Annotated in this window: 19 protein-coding genes; 4 read left to right on the top strand and 15 right to left on the bottom strand. The window is 71.4% G+C overall.

The features are described 5' to 3' along the window. Positions 1 to 791 precede the first annotated feature (791 nt). The 12 genes from ACF08B_RS39495 to ACF08B_RS39440 all read right to left on the bottom strand — a co-directional run bounded on the left by ACF08B_RS39495 (position 792) and on the right by ACF08B_RS39440 (position 15,071). Positions 792 to 1,376, bottom strand: coding sequence for a hypothetical protein (locus ACF08B_RS39495; protein WP_392321872.1), 585 nt, complete (start codon positions 1,374 to 1,376; stop codon positions 792 to 794). Between the two features lie 166 nt (positions 1,377 to 1,542). Further along, positions 1,543 to 1,770 carry a hypothetical protein gene (locus tag ACF08B_RS39490; RefSeq protein WP_392321871.1) on the bottom strand — a complete coding sequence of 76 codons (228 nt, stop codon included), beginning with the start codon at positions 1,768 to 1,770 and terminating at the stop codon, positions 1,543 to 1,545. 330 nt (positions 1,771 to 2,100) lie between these two features. Further along, on the bottom strand, positions 2,101 to 3,015 hold the full coding sequence (locus ACF08B_RS39485) for a replication-relaxation family protein (protein WP_392321870.1): 915 nt from the start codon (positions 3,013 to 3,015) through the stop codon (positions 2,101 to 2,103). Continuing rightward, complete coding sequence (locus tag ACF08B_RS39480) at positions 3,012 to 5,636, bottom strand: ATP/GTP-binding protein (protein WP_392321869.1); 2,625 nt, start codon at positions 5,634 to 5,636, stop codon at positions 3,012 to 3,014. The genes ACF08B_RS39485 and ACF08B_RS39480 overlap by 4 nt, the downstream gene beginning before the upstream one ends. Then, entirely contained in the window at positions 5,612 to 6,304 is a 693-nt protein-coding gene (locus ACF08B_RS39475) for a hypothetical protein (RefSeq protein ID WP_392321868.1), read from the bottom strand. The genes ACF08B_RS39480 and ACF08B_RS39475 overlap by 25 nt, the downstream gene beginning before the upstream one ends. After that, the gene (locus tag ACF08B_RS39470; RefSeq protein WP_392321867.1) at positions 6,301 to 7,410 is read right to left on the bottom strand and encodes a C40 family peptidase; all 1,110 of its coding nucleotides are present in this window, start codon (positions 7,408 to 7,410) and stop codon (positions 6,301 to 6,303) included. Before ACF08B_RS39470 ends, ACF08B_RS39475 begins: the two co-directional genes overlap by 4 nt. A 41-nt stretch (positions 7,411 to 7,451) precedes the next feature. Then, on the bottom strand, positions 7,452 to 10,247 hold the full coding sequence (locus ACF08B_RS39465; protein WP_392321866.1) for a hypothetical protein: 2,796 nt from the start codon (positions 10,245 to 10,247) through the stop codon (positions 7,452 to 7,454). A 1-nt stretch (position 10,248) separates the two neighbouring features. Next, positions 10,249 to 10,605 carry a hypothetical protein gene (locus ACF08B_RS39460; RefSeq protein WP_392321865.1) on the bottom strand — a complete coding sequence of 119 codons (357 nt, stop codon included), beginning with the start codon at positions 10,603 to 10,605 and terminating at the stop codon, positions 10,249 to 10,251. After that, on the bottom strand, positions 10,602 to 13,280 hold the full coding sequence (locus ACF08B_RS39455) for an ATP-binding protein (RefSeq protein WP_392321864.1): 2,679 nt from the start codon (positions 13,278 to 13,280) through the stop codon (positions 10,602 to 10,604). The genes ACF08B_RS39460 and ACF08B_RS39455 overlap by 4 nt, the downstream gene beginning before the upstream one ends. Then, positions 13,277 to 13,852: a hypothetical protein gene (locus ACF08B_RS39450; RefSeq protein ID WP_392321863.1), complete on the bottom strand. Its 576-nt coding sequence runs from the start codon at positions 13,850 to 13,852 to the stop codon at positions 13,277 to 13,279. The genes ACF08B_RS39455 and ACF08B_RS39450 overlap by 4 nt, the downstream gene beginning before the upstream one ends. Further along, the gene (locus ACF08B_RS39445; RefSeq protein ID WP_392321862.1) at positions 13,849 to 14,184 is read right to left on the bottom strand and encodes a hypothetical protein; all 336 of its coding nucleotides are present in this window, start codon (positions 14,182 to 14,184) and stop codon (positions 13,849 to 13,851) included. The genes ACF08B_RS39450 and ACF08B_RS39445 overlap by 4 nt, the downstream gene beginning before the upstream one ends. Next, entirely contained in the window at positions 14,181 to 15,071 is an 891-nt protein-coding gene (locus tag ACF08B_RS39440) for a conjugal transfer protein (protein ID WP_392321861.1), read from the bottom strand. Before ACF08B_RS39440 ends, ACF08B_RS39445 begins: the two co-directional genes overlap by 4 nt. A 736-nt stretch (positions 15,072 to 15,807) precedes the next feature. On the opposite strand from ACF08B_RS39440, the gene ACF08B_RS39435 reads away from it, so the two are divergent. From ACF08B_RS39435 to ACF08B_RS39420, 4 genes are all read left to right on the top strand, one after another. Beyond that, complete coding sequence (locus ACF08B_RS39435; protein WP_392321860.1) at positions 15,808 to 17,193, top strand: hypothetical protein; 1,386 nt, start codon at positions 15,808 to 15,810, stop codon at positions 17,191 to 17,193. Continuing rightward, positions 17,190 to 17,684, top strand: a complete 495-nt coding sequence (locus ACF08B_RS39430; RefSeq protein WP_392321859.1) for a hypothetical protein — start codon at positions 17,190 to 17,192, stop codon at positions 17,682 to 17,684. Before ACF08B_RS39435 ends, ACF08B_RS39430 begins: the two co-directional genes overlap by 4 nt. A 146-nt stretch (positions 17,685 to 17,830) precedes the next feature. Beyond that, positions 17,831 to 18,352, top strand: a complete 522-nt coding sequence (locus ACF08B_RS39425; RefSeq protein ID WP_392321858.1) for a hypothetical protein — start codon at positions 17,831 to 17,833, stop codon at positions 18,350 to 18,352. 141 nt (positions 18,353 to 18,493) lie between these two features. Then, positions 18,494 to 19,606: an endonuclease/exonuclease/phosphatase family protein gene (locus tag ACF08B_RS39420; protein ID WP_392321857.1), complete on the top strand. Its 1,113-nt coding sequence runs from the start codon at positions 18,494 to 18,496 to the stop codon at positions 19,604 to 19,606. A gap of 246 nt (positions 19,607 to 19,852) precedes the next feature. Here ACF08B_RS39420 and ACF08B_RS39415 read toward each other — a convergent pair whose 3' ends face one another. The 3 genes from ACF08B_RS39415 to ACF08B_RS39405 form a co-directional block, all read right to left on the bottom strand. Next, positions 19,853 to 20,611, bottom strand: coding sequence for a DUF2182 domain-containing protein (locus ACF08B_RS39415; RefSeq protein ID WP_392321856.1), 759 nt, complete (start codon positions 20,609 to 20,611; stop codon positions 19,853 to 19,855). Further along, the gene (locus tag ACF08B_RS39410; protein WP_392321855.1) at positions 20,608 to 21,222 is read right to left on the bottom strand and encodes a DUF1326 domain-containing protein; all 615 of its coding nucleotides are present in this window, start codon (positions 21,220 to 21,222) and stop codon (positions 20,608 to 20,610) included. The genes ACF08B_RS39415 and ACF08B_RS39410 overlap by 4 nt, the downstream gene beginning before the upstream one ends. A 132-nt stretch (positions 21,223 to 21,354) precedes the next feature. Beyond that, entirely contained in the window at positions 21,355 to 21,984 is a 630-nt protein-coding gene (locus ACF08B_RS39405; protein ID WP_392321854.1) for a hypothetical protein, read from the bottom strand. Positions 21,985 to 22,416 lie beyond the last annotated feature (432 nt).

Genomic DNA, 22,416 nt, shown 5'->3' with positions numbered 1-22,416 from the left:
CGCCCCGCTGGGACCACCTCAGCGGGGCGTCCGCGTCCTCACTCATCGGCATCTTCAACGCCGCATCCGTCGGCAATTTCAGCGTCGCCCAACAGGGGCCATGGTCCGCAGGGCTTCATCGAGGCGCTGGAGGCCGTCGCGTCGGGAGCCGCTCAACGGGCCTGTCGTTGTTGTGGCTTCGGGGCCGGTGGTCTCGTGCTGTCGGGTGCGCTGTCGGCGGCGCAGGGCGAGGACGCCAGTGAACAAGGCGGCCACCAGCGCGAGGGCGCCGGCGAACCGGAAAGCCCAGGGGCTGTTCGCCGGGGGCTGCGCGGTCGGCCTGTGGTCTTTTGTCGGGCCGGGGTCGGCTGCGGGTGAGGCGGCAGCGGTGGCGGAGGGTGGGGTGAAGGCGCTGGTGGTGGGCTGCGCGGATGGTGTGCTGTTGCCGGGCGAGGGATGACCGTGTTCGGTGCCGGTGGCAGGCGCATGGGTGGGCCGGCCGGCGGAGGGCCGCGAGGACGGGGAGTGGCGTGCGTGAGAGGGGAGGCCTTGCACGGCTTGCTGCAGGGCGGGGGTGGGGGCCAGGAGCGGGTGGACTTTCGGGGCGGCGAGGTGGGCTCCGGGGCGCAGGGCGAGGCTGTCGGTGCCCTCGGCAGCGAAGGCCGCGACGCCGCTGGCAGGGCGGAGTGGGCACCCGCACCCGGAGGCGGCGTGGGGGCGAACGGTGCTCGCGGTGGGCAGCTGTAGGAGGAGGGGCAGCGACAGCAGGAGCCAGGCCGTGCGGGGCCGGGAAACGGTGGGCATGCCGCCTCTCACTTCGACAGGGTGATGGTTGCGGAGTCGAACAGGGGCAGTTCGAAGTCGACGCGGCTGGTGCCGGCCGGTGGCGCGGGGAACTGGGCGAAGATGGGAACGCTTTCGCCGCCCTGCAGCTGGGAGAGGCCGGTGGTGGTCAGGGGCCGGGCGTCGGTGTCGCGCAGGACGTAGTAGCGCTTGCCGCCGGTGAAGTCCACCAGGGTGGCACCTGCCAGGGAGGGGCCGTTCTTCAGCACGGCGGTTTCGTTGCCGCGTAGTTCGGCCGGGACGACCACCAGGTCCTTGCCGGTGTTCTTCAACAGGCCTCGGACGGTGACGGCGCCGTGAGGTAAGCGGCGGGCGGACAGGAGGGTCAGGGTGAGGTGGTGCTGGCCGGTGAGGACGGCTAGGGGCTTTGCGGGTCGGCCGCCGGGGGCCGGTGAGGTGGAGGCAGTCGGTGAGGCGGACGGCGACGTGGCGTGAGCCGTGGCGGTGGGGGTGGTGTCGGGGGCACAGCCAACGGCTGTCGCCACAGCCAGTCCTGCCGCAAGGGCGGCCGCGGTCAGCCGCAGGGCGGGCACGGCATGGGGGCGGGCGGTCATCGCGATTCCTTTCTGCGCAGGGTCGGCCCCAGCGGCGAGCAGGACAAGCCGTGGAGCGCAGTGGCGGCAGCAGTCGGGCGCGAGGCCGGCGCCCGGTGAGGGTGCGGCAGCGCGGTGTCCGCATCGCGGGGATGGGCCGGGGCTCGGCGGGGGCCGGTTCGGGCGGTCATCGCAGGGCTGGGGTGCGCGGCCAGACGGTGATGACGTCGCCGTCCAGGGTGACGTGGCGACCGGGGAACTGGCGGCGTACGAGGTGGAAGTCGTCGATGACGAAGTCGCCTACGGTGGTGGCGACCCAGGCGTCTCCGATGGCGGCGACCTTGTGGGTCGCAGCCGGCCACAGGGCATCCGTTAACTCTTGCGGTAAGCGAACTTCTTCGGGGAGATGCTGCATGTGTCACTCCATTCGTTCCTGATTCTGGGCACACTTGAAGTAATTCAGCGGCTACGAGACCAACACTAGATATTAGCGTTCGCAAATATCAAGGGGTTTTGGGGAGTTCTGCGCGGGCAGCGGCAGACCGCCGTCACACCCCGGCATGCCGCTTTCGCGCAGCGCGCGGATTCACCGGGCCAGCAGGGTGCCTTGGCGTCGGCTGACCTGACGCAGCGCTGCGCGGCCACCTCCTGCGGCGACGCCGGGAAGCCGCCGGGGCAGGACGCTCCTCCCGTCTGAAGGGGGAGCGGGGTTCGCCGGTGCTGCGCGCGTTGCCGGGCGGTGGGTTCACAGCTCGGTCCACGAGCACGGCTGCGTGCCGACGAGCGGCACCCACACAGGGGAGGTGGCGCCGTGTGCTTCGAGGTCGTCCAAGGTGACGGCACCGAGGGGGACTTCACCTGCTAGGGCGGCGACGAGCGGATGATGGACGGCCATGTCCTGCAGCTCACCGATCCGACTGCGCAGGGTCTGCTGGGGAGCTCCGGTCAGGATGAGCAGCAGGCGGGGGAAGACGGGGTACCACCGCCGCCAGAGCGGTCCGGCGACCTGCCGGCGCTGCCCACCTGCGGGCGGTTGGTACGCCCACAGCCGGGCGTAGGCAATCATCTTGGCCGCCAGCCGCTCGCCGCCCCCGGGGGATCGGTCGACCTCGACGAACGCCCGCAAGGTGCACTGCCGTTGGACGTCGGCCGGCGTGGCATGCAGGACCGCGTCGGCGACGAGCTTGCCCCGGTCGCCGATCGCGTGGGGCACCTGGGGCGTCCAGCCGAAGTGAGCATGTGCGTTACCGCGGCGGCGTGCGTCGGCCGTGAAAGCAAGGTAGGCGCGGAGCACGGTGAGGCTGTGCGGAGCCTTCCGGCGGGCGGTGGTGGCCGAGGTGATCGGGTACGGCGGGCGGCCGCGCAGCGCGGGCCAGCCCTGGGTGATGCGCGCCCCCTTCGACGTCAGGAACCACACGTCGGTGCGGCGGGAGGGGGCGCGCACGACGCAGTCGACCAGCTGCTCGCGGCGCAGCTTGTCCAACCGGTCGGCGACCGCCTCGCGGGTTCGGTCGGGCCCCAGCACAAGCTGCAGTTGCTGGGTGCAGGCCAGGTGGTGCTGGGCCAGCGCGAGAAGAAGCTCGTGGGCCAGTGGTTCGATGAGGCTGGCCACGAAGCCTGCACGCGGATGCCGGTCTTCGGGGCGCGGGTCGTGGCTCATTCGTATTCCTTTCCTGGCCCGGCGGAGGCGGCATGGGAGCGGGCGTGCTCGGCGAGGAAGGCCGTGACCCGGCCGAGCTGGTGGGTGGCGCGCTCGTGGAGCCGGCCCAGCGGGAGGGCTCCGGCGTTGGCGTCTGCGCGGCGTTGCAGTTCGGGGACCTGCCGGGGACGGGCATGGGCGGCGAAGACCTCTTCGAGGTGGCAACCGCGCAGCTGAACGGGGCCGATGCGGCGGCCGTGGACGGTCAGGGACACGTAGTGCTCGAAGCGGTCCAGGGTGGCGACGCGGTCGGGGCTGGGGTCATCGCCCCATTCGGCGGTGATCGGCGCGATCGCGGACTTCGACCCGGCGGTGGTGGCCAGCGTGGAGGCGTTCTGCACCAGGGACAGCCGCACCGGGAGGGGCAGGCGGGCCAGGAGCTGTGTCATGCCGTGGACCTGGCACCGGTATTTGCGGAAGTCCTCGAACATGGCGGCGATGGTCTCCGGTGCCGCGCCGGTCAGGGTGATCAGCTCGTCGAAGTACGGGCGGAACGGCACCCGTCGGGCTTCGGGAGTGTCACGGCGCGAGCGCACCGCCCGCAGCAGGTCACGGGCGAGCAGGGCGGTCAGCAGCCGGTCGGTGGGCCCGCCTGCGCCCGGGCACACCCACACGATCATCCGCTGGTCCATGGCGGCGCGGATGTTGTAGATGCCGGCGCCCTGGCCGAGGAACGCGCGGGTCACGGGGTTGGCGGCGAGCCGGGCCAGGGGGTTGAGGACGACGGCGAACGCATCGGGTGTCAGGGTGGGGAAGACGACCTGCCACCAGGAGCGCATCTCCTCGTCCAGATGCTGGCCGATGGCGGCGAGCGCGGTGCGGCGGAAGACGGCATCACTGAGCACCGCCCGCACGTGGAAGAGGGTGGCCTGGTCCTCGGGCCGGCCCGCGGCGCAGGCCTGCTCGTTGATGGCGAGGAGGACGGCCAGAGCGGCGGTCAGAAGAGTGATGGCCCGTGGTGCGTTCGCGTCGTCCCAGCCCAGCGCGGAGGCGTAGGCGTCGGTGACGGCCTCGACGACCTCGTGCGCCCGTTGGCCCTGGTGCATGCCCAGCGGATTCCAGGAACTGATCCGCGGGTGCGGGCCGAGGCCGTTGAGGTCGATCAGCGCGATCCGCCGCATGAGGTCCTCGTGCGCCAGGAACGGCAGGGCACGCGGCCAGGAGTCGCGGTGCGGGTCGAGGAACAGCAGGCCGCCGCCGGCGTGCGCCCAGCCGATCGCCTGCGCCAGCGCACGTTCGGTCTTGCCGCCGCCCGCTCTGCCCACCCCGACTTCGAACAGCGTCTCGTGTGCGTAGGTGGCGACCAGGCGGCTGCGGCCGTCGGGGCTGCGGTGGATCCCCTGCAGCAGCAGCGCGGGGTTGCTGCACTCGAAGGTCGGCAGATCAGCTGCGGCCAGCGGCAGACGGCAGTGCCTGGTGGGGGGCTTGAGCAGCCCGGTCAGCTCCTCCAACCGGACCCAGTTCGCGCGCGGCGGCTGGCAGTGCCCCAGCCGCCAGCGACGCTCGAAGCCGCGCCGGGTGGGCCAGTGGTCGGCCCCCAGGCGCCACGGCCCCAGCCGCCAGCCGCGCATCGCCCAGCGGGAGCGGCCACCGAACACGTCCAGCCCTGCCTGCAGTTGGGCGAGCCTGGCCTCGGCGCGACCTTGGGTGTTGGAGGCGCACATCACCAGCAGTTGCACCCGGGCGAGGTGGTCGTCGTCGGTGAGCTTGCCCAGCGCCTCGGCCGGCTCGATGCGGCGCGGCACCGGCGGCATCACCAGCCGTCGACCGGCTGCGGGTGCGGGCCTGCCGCTCAGCAGCTGCTGCAGCTGCCAGGCCAGGGAGTCCTCGACACCCCCTGCGTCCTGGCGCAGCCAGCGCACGGCACGCTGTGCTTCGCGCCGCTCCGCTAGGCGCGCAGTGTTCAACAGCTGCACTCGCCGTGCCCGCAGGGCCCACTTGGGTGCGCGCTGAATGTCCAGCCGGATCTCGGCCAGGTCACCCAGCTCGGCGCGCAGGTCGCAAACGGCGTCGATGAGCGGCTGCAACGGGTCGGGTTCCAGGGGAACTTCACGCAGCGGAGCCGTGGGTTTGCCCCGCAGGATGAACTCCGCCCGCACCACATGCCGACGCGGCTTGTCGATGAGGGGACGAGCCCGGGTGACCGTGACGGCCGGCCCGAAAGGGGTGATCGACAGCAGGCGTTCGCCGCCGGCGGGGCCCTCGATCCGGTAGCGCAGCGGCGTGATGCCGTCCGCACGCAACCGGATCTGCACCGCCTTGGTGCGGCGCGGCGCCCACCACGGCATGCTCGTCGATGCGCGGGCGAGCTGGACGCCACGGCGGAAGATCTCCTCCAGTTGGGGGTCGAAGTGCCGTGACGGGACGAGCTCCAGCGCCATCCGTTCGGCCGATGCCTTGACCGCCAGACGCCGCACCACCCACTCGCCAGCCGCCCACACCAGGACGGTGATCGCGGCGGGCACGTACCAGTAGGCGATCACCCAGCCGGCGGTGTGCACCAGGTGGGTGGACAGGCCGAAGAGCGAGCCGGCCGCCGACGGGTTGGCATGGCCGGTCAGACAGAGGGCTTGGCAGTCCACGTGGGTACTCCCTTCGTCGTGGTGCGGGTGAAGTGCAGGTCGGTGACGCGGCCGTCGGTGAAGGTGCCGCCTCGGTCGGTGCCCGCCCACACCAGGTGCACGACGGCCCGGCCAGGGGCGCCGTCACGGCGGGCGACGGCTGCCTGCACACGGAAGCCGACGGCAGCGAACGCCGGTGCGACAGCGCGGCCACGGGGGCCGAAGACAGCCGGCCACCGTGCACGGCCGATCCCCGTGGCATCCGCGCGCAGCAGGTCACGCCCGGCCGCCAGCAACTGCCGCTCGTCGCCGACCGTGAGGTCGGCCGGCCACGCCGCCTCCAGCACCCGCTGGATCGCCCGGTCACCGGCCGGCCCCTCCCCATGCGGCGGCAGCCGCACGAGGGGGGCCGACGGGGTGCGTGGGGAGACGTGCGGTGCCGGAGCACTGCTGCTCGCGGCCGCGCTGCGCTCTACTGATGTGGGGCCGGCGGCCGGGGCGTCGGGCCCAGCGCGTGCGGGGAAGGAGGGCAGGCCCGCGGAGACGGCCGGAGTGGGTGGTGGTGTCGAAGAGGGGGAGGCCCTCAAGGGGGCCGGCAGGGTGAGCAGCCAGATCCCGGCCACGGTCAGGAGGACGGCGGTGATCAGCCGCAGTGACAGCCGCGGTGGGCGGGGCGATGAGGGGGTCATGGCAGCCGGGCTCCTCCCGCGTAGCCGGACATCGCCCCCACCGCGTCGAGGCGTACAACGGTCCCCGGACGCGCAGCGTTGATCATCTGTCCGCCCCCGACATAGATCCCGACGTGGTAGATCGTGGCGTCGCGGCCGGGGGCGTAGGCGTAGAAGACGAGGTCGCCGGCCTTGAGGGCGCTAATCCCGAGGCGCGCGGGGATCCGCCGGCCGACGCCGGCCTGCGCGGCCGCTGTCCGCGGCAACCGGATGCGGGCCCTGGCGTAGGCGTACTGGGTCAGACCCGAGCAGTCGAAGCCTTTGACACCGGCGCCGCTCTTGCCGCTGGGGGAGCAGCAGATCCCGTAGGAGGGGCCGCTCGCGCTGCCGCCGCCCCACGAGTAGGGGACACCCCGCTGCGCGAGCGCTGCCTCGACGACGGTGCGGGCCGTGCCGGACAGGTCCGTCAGATCGGGGTCTTGCGCGGCCGCCGTGTACTGGTCGATCCAGCCCGTCACGTCGGCCACGTACTGGCCGGAGTGGTTGTACTGGAAGATGGCGGCCTTCAGCTGCGCGCGCTGGTTGAGGTCGCGGCCGTTGCCACACAGGTAGAGGGCCGCGCCCAGGGCAGCGTCGTCGGCGTTGTGCGGGTCGGCCTTCTTGTCTGCGTTCGCGTCCTTGCCGATCGACTCCCAGGTGGAGGGCAGGAACTGGAACGGGCCGACGGCACGCTCCCCGGACGCGGTGCCGTCCCACTTGCCGCCGTCGGTGTCCGGCAGGGCGGTGGTGTTGCCGCCTGTGCCCAAGCCGTTCAGGAGCACCCCGTAGATCTTGGGGCGGATGTCCCCGCCGACGGTGATGTTCCGGCCGGTGGCGTGGTTGGACTCGACCTTGGCGATGCCGGCCAGGATCGGCCAGCGCATGCCCCGGCACATGGGCGCAGAGGTTCCGACCAGCCGGGCCGCCTTCTTGTAGGCGCTGAGCATGCGCGGCGGGATGTCCGCGGCCGTGCCGCCCTCGGCGATCTGCCCGTCCTCGGCCTGGGCGCCGGTGGTCAGGGCGACATAGGCGCTGATCGCGTTGGAGAGGGGGGCAGCGCAGCACACCGCGGCGAACAGCAGCAGCACAGCGAGGCCCCCTAAGCGTGCGATGCGGCGCCGGGCCGGCCTCACTCGACGCCCCCGTCCTCGTCACGGCGTGCCCGCTGCTGGCGCAGCCGCTCGGCCTCGGGCGACGTGCGGCGCATCAGCTCCTGCATCCGCTCGCGCGCTTCCTCGCGTGCCGTTGCGCGGGCCCTTCGGCCGCCCGGCAGTCGCGCGCTGCGGTGCCCGGGCAGCGGCCAGCGCGCCGCCTCCTCCTCGGTGGACGGCGCGGTGTGCCGACTGCCGGATGGTGCGGCGGCCGCGGCGGGTGGGTGTGCCTCGGATGCGGTCGCCTCGGCCGGGGCGGGGCCCGAAGGAGCGGCGGACCGCTCAGGGGCGGCGTGGATGTCTGCAGCCGGTGGCGTGCGGGGGTGTAGGCGGCGGGTGAAGGGGCCGGGTCCGCCGCGGTCGTCGGTGCGTGCTTCGTTCAGCGCACGGGAGGCGTGCCGTGCGATGTCCGCCCAGGCCTGGCCGTCCTCGCGGATGCTGTTGCCCCACACCCGCACCTGCTGGCGGGCGTCCTGGACGTAGCGGGATCCGCCCTCGCGCGCCCGGCGCACGCCCGCCGGCAGACCCACGGTGGTCCCGTAGGCGGTGCGGGCGCCGCGGCGAAGGATGCGATAGCTGCGCAGGCGGACCAGCCGGTTGTGGGCACGCGTGGACAGCAGGGTGCGGTCGGTGTTCTGGTCGTGCAGCACCTGGCCCGTGTGGCGGTCGACGATCCGGCCGTCGTCGGTGCGGTAGCGGTCCTGCGGTCCTCGGACCCTGCGCGGCCCGCCACCGTTTGAACCTCCCGGCCCGTCCTGCTCCGGTCCGCCGTCTGCCGGCCGGCCGTCGCGGGGGTCGCTGTCGGCGGTGGGCTTGCGCCACGTGGCCAGCTTGTCATCATCCGGGCGGCGCCCGATCAGCAGCCAGTGCGCGCCCTTCACGCCCAGCCGGGCCCCCGCCGAGCCCACCGCGGTCGCCGCGGTGAGCGGGGCCAGACCACGTCCGGCTTCCGCCGTGGCGTCCGCCAGCACGCCGGAGGTGTCGATGGGCATGCCCGCACCGTCGACCAGCGAGGTGAGCGCCCCCATGAGCTTCTGCCGGGTGCCGAGCATCCCGAACCGGCCGCCGCCGGAGAAGGCACGCAGCCCGCCACCGAATCCGCCCACGGCGGCGGGGGAGTTCATGGCCAGGGCGGCGCCGAGCTCGGAGCTGTCACCGGGCAGGTGGGTGCCGCCGACCTTGGCATAGCGCATCCGCATGGCCATGCGCCGCCCGAAGGAGGTGATCGAGGTCAACAGCTTGCGGTGCCCGGCCGCGCCCGCGATGGCCAGGACGTCGATGAGCAGGATCCGCTCGATCATCAAGTCGGGGCCATCGGTGAGGGTGGCGTCCACGGCGATACCGAAGAACGGCACGAAGGCGCAGACCCCGACCAGGGACAGCAGGGCGATCCCCCACAAGGACAGCCACTTCCATACCGATTGCCGGGCCGGGCCGGGCAGCATGCCGGCGATGAACGTCACGCCGCCGGCGGCCGCGGCCGCAGTGCACACGAACTGGGTGCCCAGCAGCACGACGGCGCTGGACAGCAGCATCCCGCAGACGAACAAGGCCGCCAGGAGGAGCAGCGCCGTCCCGCCGAGCCGCCACCAGGTGGGCTTTTCGGCATAGGCGGCGCAGGCCTTGCCGACCGGCCCGGCCCGCTTCATGTCCTGCAAGAAGGCGTAGAACTCCCGGTCCTCGTCCGTGACGATCGCCGTGGAGGCGTCCAGCAGCTGGCCGCCCGGCGTCAGGGACGGCAGCTCGTCACGGTCGGCGGGCACATGGCCGGTACCGCGTTCGCAGTACTTCCTCGCCTCGCCTTTGATCAGACTGCAGGCGTCCTTTTTCTTCTTCCGCTGTTCGCAGGCGGCCTTCGTCCCTCCGGTGAGCTCGTCGCAGGTGCTGGTGTCGCCGTCGAAGGCCTTGTATCCGCCGGTGACCCATTTGAGGTGGACGGCGTAGGCCTTGCGGTCGGCGGGCTTGGCCGGGTCCAGGATGCGCCCGTACTGCAGCAGCATGTACGGCTTGACGATGAGCGCGTTGCTGATGGAGTCCTGGATCGGGCGGGCCACCTCGCGTGCGGAGACCGGGCCCTCGCCTAACCGCTTGAGGCACTTGAGTTCGGCGTTGCCCGACAGGCCGTCGCACGGTCCCCTGCTGGCGATCTTCCCGCCCCAGTTGTAGGAGTTGACGGACTGCTGGGCCACGTCGGCGGCGACCTGCTGGCCCTGGCCCAGCGGGCCGTTGGCCGCGAGCAGGTAGTCGGGGCGGACGAAGGTGGACGCGGCGAACGCCGCGATGAGCAGGGTCAAAAAGACCTCGCCCAGGCCGCGGCCGACGCGACCGCGCACGATCATGAAACCAGCGAAGACGAACGCCCACGCCAGCAGCAGGCCCTTCAGCCCGAGGGTGTCGACGACGACGCTGTTGTAGGTGTCGGCGACGCGCTGCGCCGGGCGGGTGAGGACCTTCAGCAGCGGAAAGCTGAAGGCGAGCTCGATCGCCCACCCCGCCAATCCGACCAGCAGCCGGATCAGCGTGAACAGCCCGGACAGGGCGAACGCCAGGGCCTGCGTCTTGAAGGCGACGAGGGAGCCACCGGAAGCGTTCAGCTCGTAGCCGTCGATCGGCACCCCCTCGGAGGAGGTGATGTTCAGCGGCGCCAGCAGATCCCCGCTCTCACCGTTGCTGCCGGCCGCATACACGACATGGGCGTTCACCACGACGAACACGCCGGTGAGCAGCACCACGAAGCCGGCCGAGCGAAGCGTTGCGCGGTCGGGACGGAACATCTCAGCGCCGCCCCTCTGCCCTAGGCGCGCGGTGCCGCCCGATCACGAGCGCGCCCACCACGGCGGCCGGCACCAGCATCCATGCGACAGCCTCACCACCGCCGCAGACGGGGGTGGTGCGCGTGCGGCGGTGCTCGTGCTCGCAGTAGGTCTTGGCCGGGCCGGCGATCCAGGCGCACGCCTGGCCGCCCTGGCGGGACGCACCGGTGGTGAAGGCCTGCCCGGTGCGCGGCCACCAGGTCTGAAGCAGGCTGGCGTTGAGCGAAACGGCGAGCGCGCCCATGGTGAGGGCGATCGCCGCACAGGCGCTCGCGGCCGCGATGCGGCGGCGTGAGCGGCTCGGTGCGCAAGAGGTCATCGCAGGTCCTTCGTCTGGCCCGTTGCCGCAGGGGTGAGCGGGGCGGAGACGGGCGGGGTGGTGCGGCCTCCCGGAGTGGTGGTGATGGACGAGGAGATCCGCTCGATGCGCGGGATGACGACCTTGACGCGGCCGGTGTTCTGCCGCGGGCAGGTGAGCAGCACCTCCCCCTCGCGGCCGCGCTGTCCCACCGGGGACAGGCCCGTGGTCACCAGCCGCAGCAGCTCGCTGTCGTGCGCGTCGAGGCCGATGAACTCCAGCCCGCGGCGGGCGCGTTCACGGTCGGTGGTGCGGGCGAGCGCCCGGTAGGCCATCAGCCCGCGGTCGGGCCCGAGTTCCTCGGCGTCATGGGAGCCGGCGATCAGCCCGGCGCCGTGCTTGCGGCCGTCGTGAAGGATCTCGTGGACCAGGGCCGTGCCCTCGGCGGACGAGGTGAGCCAGTACAGCTCGTCCGCGACGACCGCGGTGAACCGTTCGGGGTCTTCGAACGCGGTCTGCCGGGCGATCGCGGCGATCAGGTACAGCACCGCGCGGCCGATCAGAGCCTCCAGCGGCTGCTGCTGCAGGACGTCGGGTTTGTCGAACGCGGCCTTCGGCGGCAGCTTCAACCCGGTCGTGGTGATCACGATCATGTCGGACGTGCTGGAGGCGTCCAACCTCACCGGCGCCAGCGTCGGATCGAACACCATCCTGGCCAGCGTGTTGGTGGCCACGACCCGGACCAGGCCGGCGAGTGTGGCGGCCGCATCCTGCCGCTTGCCCACCCCGCTTGCGGCCATCTCCTGGAGAACCTCCAGGACACGGTGCATGGACGGGGCGCTGCCGGCGGCGGCCTCCTCGACCGCGTGGTGCAGCACCTCACCGTTGGTGCTCATCGGGCCCACCCCGAGCTGCAGTGTGAGGTAGGACAGGGCGTAGTGGCGGCCTTCGGGGCTGGCGAACAGGCGCAGCGGGTCGATGGACACCTCCGCCCGGGCGGCGTCGATGATCTGCACGCGTCCCGCAGCGGCGGTGCGGGCGAAGGTGGCCCACTCCCGCACCGGGGTGCGGTCGATGCAGATCGCGCAGCCTCCGCGCGCCCACACCGCCTCCGCGATCAGCTTCTGCAGCACGCTCTTGCCCGCGCCGAGATCCCCGACGATCCCCATCGAGGCCGAGGCGTCCACCTTCGGCGCGTCCGCCACGTTGATCATGACGGGGCGGGTGGTGCCGCAGTCCAGGTCGATACCGAGGAACATGCCGTGCGGATCGCCGACCTCCGCGGCGGTGAAGGCTCCGGACAGCGCCCAGTCCTCGCTGATCTGGTGCTGGGTGAACTCCCGCAGCACGCCCGGCCGCACCGTGCCGGGCAAACCCAGGGCGAACAGGGCTTCTTGCAGGCCGGCCGGGCGCACGGCCCGGTAGTCGGCGCCGCCGAGCAGCGCCGAAAGGGCGCGGGCCCGGGCATCGCAGGCGGCCGCGGTCGGCCCCCACACCGTCAGCACCGTCACCGACTGCACCTCGACCTCCACACTGGTACGCGACAGGCGGGCATCCAGCTCGCCCAGGTCGCGGGCGGCCTCGGTCAGCGAGGCGGGCATGCCGGTGGGACGGGCGTCGTACTGGTCGGCCTGGTCGATGAGCTCGTTCTTCTTGCGCCGCACCTGATCCCGTGCCTTCTCCGCCGGCACCAGCGTGAGATCGACCGTGTAGTCGACGGGGAAGTCGAGGGTCTCCAGCTGGGCGAAGAGATCCGCGGCGTCCTGGCTGACCGCGGGCGGGCACTCGGCCAGCGCCAGCTGCGCCTGGTAGCCCACCCCCGTCTCGGACTCGACCTGCAGCCAGCGCCGCCCGAGCGGCGAGCCGCTGTTCACCCGCCACCAGGCCTTGGCCCCCGACCGCGTGATCCGCCCCGTGCTCGTGAACTCGTCGTCGCCGACATCAGGGCCGATGCCGCCCTCCTGCAGCCGGACCTGGCCGAGGTCGGCGTAGCTGGGGGAGCGCAGCACACCGGCGCGGATCTGCCCCCCGTACAAGGCGCTGCGCTCGGCCTCGGCCAGCAGCGGTTCCGCCGGCCGGCCGCGGTGCAGGGCGTGCTGGACCATCCACACGATCTCCGCCGGCCGGGCGGGACGCAACGCGATCCCGCCGGCGAGTGCGGCCTCCACCCGGGCGGCCTGCTCGCGGCAGGCGGCCACCTCGCGCCGAGCCACCGGCGCCGGACGCAGGCCCACCAGCGGCGCGAACTCGGCCCAGGCCGCACCGAAAGCCGCCGACAGCTGCAGGCCGGCTTGCTCACGGTGCACCGGCACGGCCAGCCACAGGGTGCGGCGGTGCATCTCCTGCCCGTCCAGCAGATCCAGGCCCGCCTCGACGTTCTCCACCCACGGGTGCCGGCCGGCGTTGGGTGTCTGCTCGGCCGGCTCGATCCCTTCGATCATGCGCAGGGCGATCTCCCCGGGATCGACCTGCGCGCACAGACCGAACAAGCGCGGCGCCCCGGACAGCGACCGCACCAAGTGGGTGATCTTGGCGAGCTGTTCGTCGCGGACCGCGGCCGGCACATAGGTGCCCTGAACACTCTCCTCACGCCGCCCCTGTGCGTCCGGGCCCGGATGCAGCCGGTAGACGGCCCACACACTGCCCTGCGCCGACCACACCAGGTGCCCGGCGATGTGACGGATCGGCACCCTCACCGCGCACCCCCGTCCTGCTGCAGGAGCGCGAGTAGCTGCTGCACACCCGACACCGGCCCCCCAGGCAGCGCAGGATCAGCCGGCTGCGGCGCCGACGCGCGGCCGGCGGCGATCGGCTGCGGGCGCGGCGATGGGGGACCATGCCGGCGAGCTGCACGGGACGGGGACGCCATCGCTGCGGGATGCGCCGCGGGGGCGTCTTCGAGGGTGAAGCCGCCGACCAGCGGGCGGGGCGCGGGGTCGCGGGCGGCGTGCCCGCCGATCCGGCCGCCTTTCGGCTGCCAGGCCAGCAGCGCCCAGCCGAACGCGGCCTGCATCGGCGCACGACCGCGGATCGTCGGCCGGCGTACCGCCCAGATGACCAGAGCCCATCCGACGAGGGGGAGGGGTCCCAGCCACGACCACCAGCTGATGGTCTTGACCAGGAGGAAGCCGCCGCCGACAGCGACCGTAATCTGCGCAGGCGTGTACGGGCCGAGGGGAATGTGCCAGTCGGCGACCTTGCCCAGGACCCACGGGTGACGGCGGGCGGAGGTGTAGAAGCGGCCCACCCGCGCCGCGGTCGCGGTCACAGCACCCCTCCCACACTCGCCACATGAGAGCCGGGGAGGTCGGACTGCACGATGCCGGGATACGCGGGGGCACCCTTGGACGGGTTCTTCACCTCGTCCTCGAACATGGTCGCCAGGTCGTTGCGCGAGTTGTACAGCCCCAGCGCGATCACCATCAGCAGCAGGGCGCCGATGCCCGCCTTGAGACTGAACTTCTGGATCATGATGACCACGACCAGGCAGACCAGACCGGCCTGCAGGCCCTTAGTCGCCCAGTCCTTGAACATGGTGATCCAGCTGTTGCCGAGGTCGTCCAGCTGCCCGGCCAGGACCAGACTGTGCACGGAATTCACCGCACATCCCCGCCCTGGGCGGCGGCCCCGGCCTCCACGGCTGCGACCTCCCACCGGCCCGAGCGGGCCTTCAGGATGAGCTCATACGCCAGCGGCCACCGGCCGTCACCGTCGCGGGCTTCCACCCGGGCCACCACATGCACCGTGGTGCCGCCTGCCGGCACGCCCTCGCCGGCCGCGGCCCCCTCGACGGCTAACACCTGCTGCACCGACAGCGCCGCATACGGCGCGGGGGAGACCGGTGCCAGCGCCAGCCCCGGCGCCAGGTAGCGGTCAACCTCCCCGGCCCCACTCAGATAGGCGGCCAGGAACTCCTTCACCGCCCCGGACAGATCACCGTCGGGGACACTCACGCCGTAGGGCGACTTCGGCACCTTCGCGCGGGTCGGGGCTGCGACCACACCGGGCGCACCCGTCACCGTGAACGAGGCGCCCCGGCTGTCGGCGGCCACCGGCACGGTGTAATACCGCACCGATCCGCCGGCATCCTGCGCAGCCACCGCCACCGACCACGCATCGCCCCCGCGCCGCGCCGTGCGCACCACCGTGACCACCCAAGGCTCCGCCTGCGCATCCGCGTCCGTGTCAGGCAGGTCGACGTCCGGCGCCATCGACTGCGCAAGCCGCGCCGGCCCACTCGTCGCCTCGTCGCTGCTGCTGCGCAACCATGCGCTGATGAACAGCTGCGCATAGCCGGCCGGATTGGCGGCGGCTGCTGCGCTGTGCACGGTGGTGGGCTGGGCGGCGGTGGTTGCCCTCACCGTGGTCGGCGCGGAGGTGACGGCAATGCACAGCGCGATAGGGCCTGCCGCGATGACGGTCCAGACCGCTATCCGCGACAGCCGCACGCGGCGCCGCATCGACTCCAGGCGGACGCCGGCCGCCATCGGAGCACCAGCCTCACTCGGTGAAGGCCGCATGCCAGGGGACATGGTCAATCTCCCAGGTCAGAACGGATGTTGCTGACCTTGAGAAAACCCACGGGCCCCGACCCGACCACCTACCACCAGATGCCGACCACGGTCACGATGGAGACACAAACGCCGTGGTCGCCGTCATGGTCGGCCCGACCACGCCCGGTACACGGATCTCAGGGGCGTGGTGTGCGAGCAACTCACGCGCGGCTCACGCAGCCGACCGCGCCCGATGGAGAGACACAAGCCGGCCCCGTTTGCGCAATGAGCCTGCGCAGTGAGCTGTCCACTCCCCAGCGGCAGACGCACGCTCACCCCGCGGTGGCCGGCCGTGCGCAGCCGCCCTGCGCATCCAACCGCACAAGGAACTGCGCCGAGTGCGCAGGCCGATGAGCTGACGCCTCTTCTCGCCTGCGCAGTCGCGCGCGTAACCGCCGCAGCAGGGGGCAGGCGTCGTGGTCGGCCCGACCACCGCCTGACCACGGCAGCTGGACCGCCTGCTGTCGCCGCACTGTGACCGATGGTCGGGGCTCGTGGCCGACAGCCTGGTCAAGGCCGCCGGGTGAGCTGACGGCGTGGAACACACGCCCGCCCACGCTCCCAAGACCACCGGCCGCCCCACCGCGGCAGGCCCGGCGCGCCGACGGGGCCGACCCGCTGCAAGGCCACGACGGTGAGCCGCAACGGGGCAGCAATCCGACGCGGGGCGATGGCAGCCGACCGGTTCACCCAGATCGCCAACAGCCTGTTCAGGGACGTACGCCTGTCCTACAAAGCCAAGGGGATCTTCGGCTGTATCAGCACGCACCGGGACGGCTGGCAGATCACCCTCGCCCACCTGGCCACCGTCGGCCCCGACGGACGAGAAGCGGTCCGCGCCGGCCTGAAGGAACTCGAGCGGTACGGCTACCTCCTCCGCGAACGCCTGCGCCGCCCGAACGGGACGCTCGGCCCGGTCGTCTACACGATCACCGACCGCCCCGCCGCCCTCGACGGCGCTGCACCGCCAGCCACCGCCCTCGCCATCGAAGATGACCGTGAGGTGGGTGCCAGGGCAGGGATACGGCGCGGGGTGATGGCGGCCGATCAGTTCACCCAGATCGCCAACGGCCTGTTCCGGGATGCGCGGTCGTCCTTCAAAGCGAAGGGGATCTTCGGGTACGTCAGCACGCACCGCAACGGCTGGCAGGTCACCGTCGCCGAACTGGTGCGCCATGGCCGCGAAGGCGTCGACGCGGTCAGAGCGGGCCTAAGGGAGCTGGAGCGAGCGGGATTCCTCCAGCGCACTCGCGAGCGGAACGCGGGCGGCACGCTCGGCCGGACGCTGTACTGGATCACGGACCTGCCCGCCCGACAAGACCCCAGGCCGCAACCCGTGTCGGATCATCCAGGGCTGGCTGAGCCTACGTCGGCTGGCCCTGGCCCTCAGAACACCAGCAGAAAGAAGACCAACAAGCAGAACACCAGCCCCTTCCGTCCGTACCGCCGCAGCCACGATGCGCGCACACCGGGACGAAGGCACCAGTCTGCAACGCCGCTGCACCGGCCCGCTGCGCCGGCGGCGGAGGAGATGCACCCGGGGATCCGGCTGCTCCTCGACCTCGCAGCCGCGCGGCCCGAGCTGCTGCTGACCGGGCAGGCGCTGAGTGATCAAGGCCGCGTCGTCATCGTGATGCTCGAGGCCGGCTGGAGCCGCGAGTACCTGCACCATGTCATCGCCGACCGGCCCCTGCCCTACCCGCTGCGGACCACGGTCGGCGCGATTATCGCCGCCCGCCTGCGAGCCGCCCAGGCCTACCCGCCACCCGCCGCGGCCGGCCCCCACGACCCGTCCGCCCGGCCGCCGCGGGCTGCCTGCCCGGTCACCGCGCGCACGGTTGGCGAGGCCCTGGCCTACCGCGCCCTCCCCGAATGCGCCGGCTGTGGCGTCCCCCAGGCCGCCACCGGCGCGGACCTCTGTCCGGCCTGCCTCGGCTGGCCGCTGTGTCGCACCTGTCCGGGCCCCACCCCTCGACGCGCCCGTCCGGACGGAGACGGCCGCTGCACGACCTGTACCGCCGCTGTCACCGATCACCTGGAAGGAAGCAGACCGTGACCCCAGCCGCCCACGAGCCCACCCGCGAGGTGTACCTGCTCTTCGCGCACGAGGCCTACTACCCGGCCCCCGCGCAGGAGGTCAACACGTCGCTGGTGGCCGCAGCGTCCTTACTCCATCCGCAGGTGAGGCAACCCGACGGCGCACGCATCCACGACTGCCTTACCCGCGGCCGCCGGAAGGGCGAGATCGTTCCGCTGTCCACGCTCACCCACGAACTGGACGGCGGCGCCCGCTGGCCGGAGATCGGCGACTGGGAAGCAGTGACCGCGGACCTGCTCCAGCTCATCCGCGCTCGTCAATGCGACGGCCTCGGCCTGCGTCTGTCGGAGATCGCCCGAGCCCTGATGTGCGCTGGCCCGCACAGCGAAGTGAGGGCCTACGAGCCGGCGACCGGGGGGTACTGGGTCTACGGGCCCACCGACCGGAGCAAGGTCCTGGACGAAGTCGGTCGACAGCTGGCCCGGGCGCAAACAGGGTGCGCACCGTGACCGGGTGGCCTACTGGCTCCCGCCGATCCCGGGTAAGGCACGTGCTGCACGGGCCGGCCTCCGGAAGTGTCCTGCCGGTGTGTGGGCGGGCGATGGCGGCTTCGGGGAGCGAAGCTGAGGGCGTGGGTATGAAAAGTGAGCATCCGGTGAGTGCTGAGCAGGTCTGGGCGGCGTTGGCTGCTCTGGGGGCTGAACCGGTGGTGGATCCGCAGGTGCCGTCCGAGGGGCCGAGGGAGGCGGACCGTCTGCGGTTGCTGGGCCGTCTGCTGGCCACGGCAGAGTGGGAGATCACTGCTGCGACGCGGCTGTCTGATGAGGGGGAGATCGAGGACGTCCTTCAGACGTCGCTCGGGTGGACGGATCGGCTGGGTGATGACCCTGGCCTTGCCATGAACGTCCTGACGAACAGGCTGCAGCGCACGGCGATGCAGGTCTCTGAGTCCGAGGGGGAACAATCGCTGCCAGGTCGGGAGGCGTCTTTTGCTGCCGCCATGACGGCGTTGTACACCCTCAGTGCTCAGCTGCATGCCGATCGAGGGGACGTCGAGGGGACCCGGCGGGCTCTGGGCGGGGCGGAAGAAGCCCTCATTGACGTCATGCAGGGCGTGCACGACCTGCGGGTTGCCATCGGTGACGGGCCCCGGGAGAACGAGGGGCCCGAGGACTGACCCGCCCGCCCGGCCACTCGTAGCCGCCCCGACACCCAGGTGACCGGCGGACACCCGGCTTGCGAGCATGGTGCCCGCCGTCTGCCTGGGCCGGAACGGACCAGCACGACCGCCGAGGCGACCTCACCTCCACCAGGTGGGATGCGGAGCGCGGCCGAAGAGCTGGACGAGGCCGGGCTTGGAACCGCATACGTCCGCGAAGTCACCGCAATGGTCCTTGCAGGCCGCGTCCGCGAGCGAGCACGCTCGAAACGCCCGCCCTGCACCGAGGAGGCCCGTGTGACAGCCGAAGCCGACATCCTCACCCCGCCCCCAGCGGTTGCTACGCGTCTGGCCCACTGGCAAGAGGTCCTCGACGGTGTGGTGCCGGTGAAGGCGGACGGGGCGAACCTCCTGATCGCGACGTGGAACCTGCGGGCGTTCTCTGACCTGACAAAGGCCTGGACGTCCGCCGAGGACGCCTCCCCGAAGCGGAATTTCGCCGACGTACAGGCCATCGCCGCGGTCATCCGCCGGTTCGACGTGGTCGCCGTGCAGGAGGTGCGCGGCAACCTTCGCGGGCTGCGCCATCTCATGAAAATCCTGGGCCAGGACTGGGCCTTCATCCTCACTGACGTCACTCAGGGCAAGGCCGGCAACGGGGAACGTCTGGCGTTCCTGTTCGACACGCGCCGCGTCAAGCCGTCGGGGCTGGCCTGCGAGCTGTTGGTGCCGCTGCAAGAGGAGGCCGGCATGAGCGCCGATCACCTGGACCGGCAGTTCGCCCGCACGCCCTACGCGGTCAGCTTCCTCTCCTCCGGGCAGACCTTCACCCTGGTCACCCTCCACGTCAACTACGGCGCCAGCGCCGCCGGGCGAGTACCGGAACTGACCGCCATCGCCCAATGGCTTGCCGGCTGGGCCGAGCGGGAATTCGACTGGGACCACAACCTCATCGCCCTAGGCGACTTCAACATCGACCGCGCTGGCGATCCCCTGTTCGAAGCCTTCACCTCCACCGGACTCACCCCCGCGCCTCAGCTGGCCGGACTGCCGCGCACCATCTTCGACAAGCCGGGCGCCGAGCACTTCTACGATCAGATCGCCTGGTTCACCAAAGGCCAGCAGCACCGCCCGGTCTTGGCGCTGGACGTCGTTGCCGGCGGCCACGTCGACTTCGTCGCCCCCTTGCAGGGCGAGCAGACGCTCACCGACCTGTCCTGGCACGTCTCCGACCACTACCCCCTGTGGGTCGAGTTCGCGGTCCCGGCGTAGGCTCCGCGGCCGAAGGATTCGGCACTGCATCGCCCACCAGGGCATGAGTCCTCGCAGCGGTCGGACTGCCACCGAGGGGGCGTCGAGCGGACCGTCTCCTGGCCGGCCGGCCAAGCACTTCTGCGCCTCCGCCGGCATCTCCGCGGCCCTCATCGGCCCTCGCCGATTGGTCACCTCTTTCAGGGCCTGAGCCGGTCATGCTGCGCGTCGAAACAGATCAGCCGCTTCCTCGGCCCCTGCCCGTGCTCACATCCCGGCCATACCGCCGCCGGTGAGACCCGGAGCCAGCGCCGGGACCCAGAAGACGGCGACGGCCAGGACGATCGAGGCGATCCCCACGGCACGGGCCACCAGGCGACCGAACGGAGCGATTTTCTCCGTGGTGATCACGGCGGCCAAAACCACCATGGCCCACAGGTTCATCACACCGAACGCCGCCAGCAGCACCATCAGCGACCAGCAGCAGCCCAGGCAGAAGGCCCCGTGGTGGGCTCCGGCACGCAGATCGCGCGAGGCCCGCGGGTACGAGGCGTAGCGCAGCATCAGGCCGATCGGCGAACGGCACCTCGCCAGACACCGGTCTTTGAGAGACGTGAGCTGGTAGACGCCGCTGACCGCGAACACAGCCGCGGCCACCGCTGTCCCCGCCGCAGGGGTGAGGCGCGCCGCCCGGCCGAGGCCGACAGCCAGCGCATACGCCGGCAGCCCGGCCGCGGCCCAGACGAGCAGGTAGGCGACCGTGAAAACGACCATGCGCGGTGCCCGGTGCACGGTGATGGTGCGTGCGTACAAGGCGGCGACGGGTGCCGTGGCGGGCAGCATCATCGCCGTCATCATCAGCGTCCACACGGCCAGGAAAGCGGCCAGGCTCAGGCCCATGGTGCCGGGCACGGCCGGCATGCCGCCCCAATGCGTCACCATCCAGACCCAGGCGGCGGCCGCCACGACCAGCAGCAGCCCGGCGGGGGCCACCCGGATGCCGACGGTAACCGGCCCACCGGTCATCCGGACCACGTGAAGGGCGCCGAGTGTCCGTTGCCGCCCGTGAAGTCCCAGGACCGGCCGTACACGCCGTCGCCTGTCGCCCGGGTGGACCGGGCGATCGTCAGTGTGCTGTTCACCGGGTGGAACATGCCCGTCAGGCCCATCACCGGGCCGTCCTGGCCGAACTGCGGGGCGATCTGGTCCTCGATCTCGATGTCGATGGCATCGCCCACCCGCGCGGCGTGGCGGCGACCGTCGTCGCGGTAGTCGATGGGGACGCGCTCCACGCCGAGGACCTCGCCGATGAGCGGAGCGAGTCCTGCCATCGGCCCGCCCACCTGGCCCGAGAAGACCTTGCCCAGCGCCTCCGCCTGGCCGTCATCGGCTGAAGCGTCGACGTACAGCGCCACCTGCCAGCCGCCCTCGGCCATCACCCGCGGCCCGTCGATGAAGACGGCCACGCTGCGGTCGGAGACGTCGACGTCGTCCACGTTCCCGCTGTCCACGTGAAAGGCGAAGGTCACCTGACAGCGCTCGTGGTCGGCCGGTGCGGTGAGGCCCGAAGTGGTGCAGGGGCACACCACGTCACAGTTACAGCTCTCCAGATATGTGCCGTTCAGATTCCAGGGCATGACTCTGCCTCCCTGTTTTGCGGCACTCCAGGGCCGAGGGGATGCATCGAGAGGGTTCGCTCCGCCCCGGTGCCGCTCATTTCCAGGCTATTCCTGACGGCCCCCATCGCGCAGATCCGCTGTCAGTGCAGCTCACCGGCCTGGTACCGAGTCCGCCCGCGACCTCGATGCGTCATCGACGACGTCTTCTCCATGGCGCCTTCGATCTCCGAGCCGGAGGCCGACGCGCTCGTCACCCCACGAATCGCCTGTACGCGTTCCTCGATCAGGTCGGCCGGCCGTCTGGCGGGGAGTCCGCGTGGTGGAGCGATGATGCTGATGCGGTGACAGCATCAACAGTTCGTTGAGGAGTTGTCGCCCCTTGTCGGTCAAGTCAGCCCGGAACCCTTCGAATTCTGCCGGGTTCACGGCTGCCGCATAGGTGATGAGACGAACGTAGCGGTTCACCATGTGCGGACCGGCCTGGCACGCCTCCCAGTAGCGCGACACGGGGCTGCGGGCCACTCGGCAGGCCTGCTCGAGGACAGGAAGCGGCGCGGTGATGGTCATTTTCCCCTCGACCTCGTCCGCCACGTAGACGTCGATGGGTCGGCGGTAGTCGAGCGTTGCCTGAAGCCGGACGATCTCGGCGTGAAGCTCTCGGCGGAGCCAGAGGCCCACGACCACGACCACGACAAGGAGGATCAGCCCGAGCGGAGCTCCCAGATCCGTCGAGGCCGCGATGCCGAGAGCGACGGCGTGGAGGAGCGCCAGCCGGCTCACTGCCAGGATCAGCCGTGAGCATTCGTTCGGGCCCGCAAGATGATGAACTCGCCTGTCAAAGAGTAGGTGGCCGCTGCGCGTTGGCCTTGGCGCAGCCCGGAACCCGTCGTTCTATCGTCAAAAATTGAATTCAAAATATGACCTCATTTCCAGGATGCAGGGCTTATTGCGTGAGCGTAATGTTGTCCAGGGGGAGCTGAAGGCCAATCAAAGATTCTTTGGGCAACGAAATATCTCTCCTCAGTGCCGTGCATGACCTCAAACCGTCTGGTCTCGTCCGCCGGCGAGCATCTGCGGATGGGCCACGCCCGGCCGTGCTGAACGTAGAAACCCTCCTCGCGTTGATGGTTGAACGCGACGATCGGTGATCCGGGTACCAGCTGAGCAGCCGTCAAAGTGACGCATGCTCAGCCATCGGTCCTCTCGCTCAGG

Source organism: Streptomyces sp. NPDC015139, assembly GCF_043079785.1.
Taxonomy (GTDB): Bacteria; Actinomycetota; Actinomycetes; order Streptomycetales; family Streptomycetaceae; genus Streptomyces; species Streptomyces albidocamelliae.
The sequence above is the reverse complement of the archived record's forward strand: the minus strand, read 5'-3'. Positions and strand labels throughout refer to the sequence as shown.